Genomic DNA, 2,746 nt, shown 5'->3' on the forward strand with positions numbered 1-2,746 from the left:
TTAAGGTTTTGTATTTACAGAAATACTTCACCTAACAAGCAATTCAAACGGACAAATAACAGTTGGCTGTCGTTCGTTCCTCACTATTTTAGCCAACTATTATTTGCCGCTTAATATGGGCGTTATGTACATATCGTATGAGTCACTTGATAGTGAATGTGACAAGATATCTGATCATACTAAATTTAATAAGGATGTTTAATGGAAAAGCTTAATGTTGTATATGCAGTAATTATAAGTACTTTAGTTTGCTTAGGTGGATATTTGTACAATGATTTAATGTCAGAAAAAGTTACTGTTAAATTACTGGAAAAAGAAAAAAACGAATTGAATTTAATAATCAATGATTTGAAAAAATTAAATAAAAAAAACTCAATTAAATTAGAGCAGTCAAATATACTTCTCAGTAATCTGCAGAATGAATTTCTTCTATTTAAAGGAATGCTAATCGTAGCAAAAACTGATTTAAAGGATTCTGAGAAAGTCGAAGCTATTGATGTTTTAGTAAAAGAAGAATCTCTATCTGAGGATGAGATGGTGAATTTACAGGCTTTTTCAAAAAAAATTATTGATGAAAGTAATTATGACTCTCGCCAAGATGTTGATGAAGAGTTTGAACAAGAAGAAGTTGACCATGAATGGGCTTATGAATACGAACAAAATGTTAGAGAATTAGTTCAGAATGATGACAAGTATGGATTTGATATACAGTCCCTTTCTTGTAAAACTACAGCGTGTAAATTAAAAATGACAGCAGATGAGTCTAATAGTATGTATTTAGGCGCAATGCTTTCAAAAGTTATTCAAGAACAAAGTTGGTATGATAAAAATGATAGCATTAATTTTAATCCAGTAGTTACTGATGGACAAATAGTCGTAACAGTTCATAGAGATTTTTCGGGTCAATAAAATGTACATAACAAGCCATTCAAGCAGGACTTTTAACTGTTGGTTAGGTTCCGCTTCGCTTCACATTTTAACCAATAATTAAAAGCCTCTTAATGGGGCGTTATACGTAAAGGAGTATTCTGAGTATGTCTGAGAAAGAACCGTTTATCGAAGATGATGTTATTCAAGCCATAAAAGAGGCTTGGGCTCAAAACCCAGATATGCGTTTAACTCAATTACTGATAAATGCTATCGCTCCTGATGACCCATGCTCCGAGTTATATTCAATAGAAGATAGCAAACTAATTAAATTACTTAACAATTTTAAAAACAGATGAATCAATTAAGCTCGAAGCAAAAGCGTTTCTATAAAGAAGTTGTAAGAATCCTTTGGGAGGAATGGGATCCTATCGGTGTTAATGATGGTGAAAACGAATGGAATGATGAATACGATAGCTATGTTCCTCATACTTTTAAATTGGCAATTAATGGCGCTGATGCTGTAAAAATTTCAAACTCACTATCTTCATCAATCATCCAAAACATGGGACTAGCTTCAAACCCACAACATGATTTAGTAATAGCGCAATTCATTATTAAAGCTAAAGAAGAGATGCTTGGGTAGTGTTTACGTATAACAAGCAATTTAACAGGACTAAAAACAGTGGGCTGTTCGCTTCGCTCCATTTTAGCCCACAATTTTTAGCCCGTTAATTGGGCGTTAGCACGATGGAGCGAGCATGGAGTTAATTCATAAATATCCAGACAAGGCTGAATTAATTCAACTTGGTGATCATTGTATTTGGTGTTGGGAATGTTTTAATTTTTCTGCTCAATATTGTAATGAGAAAAAATTAGAAAACTGGCATGAAATTGACAATATGCTTACCATAATTTTGAAAGAGTATTCTTTTCTTCAAATTTCAAAACTCCATGATCAAGAGAAAATAGGTGACTTTAATAATCACACTATTAAGTACGTAATTAATAAAATGCCTGATAATAAATTATTACTTGCCGCATTTGAAAAGTTTAGAAAAGATAACTGGCCGTTTATTAAATCTATGAAACATGCCAGAAATAAAACTATTGCGCATAACGATGCTTCAGATAATCAATTAGGCATCAGGTTTGGTACATTTGAATATGGTGAAGATATTAAATATTTTAATGAATTACATCAACTCATAGATCAAATGTATAAACACGGAGGTTTAAGTTTATTTAGTGAGTGGCCAGAACATACAACTCAAGATATTAAAAGTTTCATAAATATTATTGTTGGTGTTAAATCGTGCTAACAAGGCATTCAAACGGACAAAAAACAGTTGGTTGTTTTCACTCCGTTCAACATTTTAACCAACAATTTTTAGCCGCTTAATGTGGCGTTATGCGGCATTGCGAATTCGATTAAATGTAATTGTGGTAATTGCCTTTTCTTTATCTTGGTTATTTACGCATAATTAAATCTATTTCAGTTTTTGGTTAAATAGTTTTTCGCCAAAGCAGGTAAGTGGTACATTCACTTTTCATTAGTGGCTCAAAATTCACGGTTTAGTGTGTCGCAATGCTGTGATTTTTTTAAACGTGCATTTTATGTTACTAATATTTATATAAATTGTACGGTTTGTGGTAATGTAAAAACCGCATAACAAGGCATTCAAACGGACAAAAAACAGTTGGCTGTTTTCACTTCGTTCAACATTTTAGCCAACAATTTTTTGCCGCTTAATGTGGCGTTGGTATGACTCCCCACGTCAAGTTAAATACACTGATCCTTGTTCATTAATTTCAGAACCATTGTATTCACTTTTAGTATTAAGTGAGTTAACGCATAGAATGAAGCAAGTAATTTCGT

At 32.4% G+C, this 2,746-nt stretch carries 4 protein-coding genes; all 4 read left to right on the top strand.

The window, feature by feature from the left end; translation table 11 throughout:
* The first annotated feature begins 201 nt into the window (after nt 1-201).
* The 4 genes from H4J76_RS19330 to H4J76_RS19345 all read left to right on the top strand — a co-directional run bounded on the left by H4J76_RS19330 (nt 202) and on the right by H4J76_RS19345 (nt 2,189).
* Nucleotides 202-909 carry a hypothetical protein gene (locus H4J76_RS19330; protein WP_182217113.1) on the top strand — a complete coding sequence of 236 codons (708 nt, stop codon included), beginning with the start codon at nt 202-204 and terminating at the stop codon, nt 907-909.
* A gap of 125 nt (nt 910-1,034) precedes the next feature.
* Nucleotides 1,035-1,226, top strand: coding sequence for a hypothetical protein (locus tag H4J76_RS19335; protein ID WP_182223015.1), 192 nt, complete (start codon nt 1,035-1,037; stop codon nt 1,224-1,226).
* Nucleotides 1,223-1,513, top strand: coding sequence for a hypothetical protein (locus H4J76_RS19340; RefSeq protein ID WP_182231123.1), 291 nt, complete (start codon nt 1,223-1,225; stop codon nt 1,511-1,513). Before H4J76_RS19335 ends, H4J76_RS19340 begins: the two co-directional genes overlap by 4 nt.
* Nucleotides 1,514-1,628: 115 nt before the next feature.
* Nucleotides 1,629-2,189: a hypothetical protein gene (locus tag H4J76_RS19345; protein ID WP_182231124.1), complete on the top strand. Its 561-nt coding sequence runs from the start codon at nt 1,629-1,631 to the stop codon at nt 2,187-2,189.
* Nucleotides 2,190-2,746: the final 557 nt, after the last annotated feature.

This window comes from Colwellia sp. BRX9-1, assembly GCF_014077195.1.
GTDB lineage: Bacteria > Pseudomonadota > Gammaproteobacteria > Enterobacterales > Alteromonadaceae > Colwellia_A.

What these genes read in the sequence shown, in the direction of transcription:
- H4J76_RS19330 (WP_182217113.1), top strand. Translation starts at nt 202, where the DNA reads ATGGAAAAGCTTAATGTTGTATATGCAGTAATTATAAGTACTTTAGTT.
- H4J76_RS19335 (WP_182223015.1), top strand. Translation starts at nt 1,035, where the DNA reads ATGTCTGAGAAAGAACCGTTTATCGAAGATGATGTTATTCAAGCCATA.
- H4J76_RS19340 (WP_182231123.1), top strand. Translation starts at nt 1,223, where the DNA reads ATGAATCAATTAAGCTCGAAGCAAAAGCGTTTCTATAAAGAAGTTGTA.
- H4J76_RS19345 (WP_182231124.1), top strand. Translation starts at nt 1,629, where the DNA reads ATGGAGTTAATTCATAAATATCCAGACAAGGCTGAATTAATTCAACTT.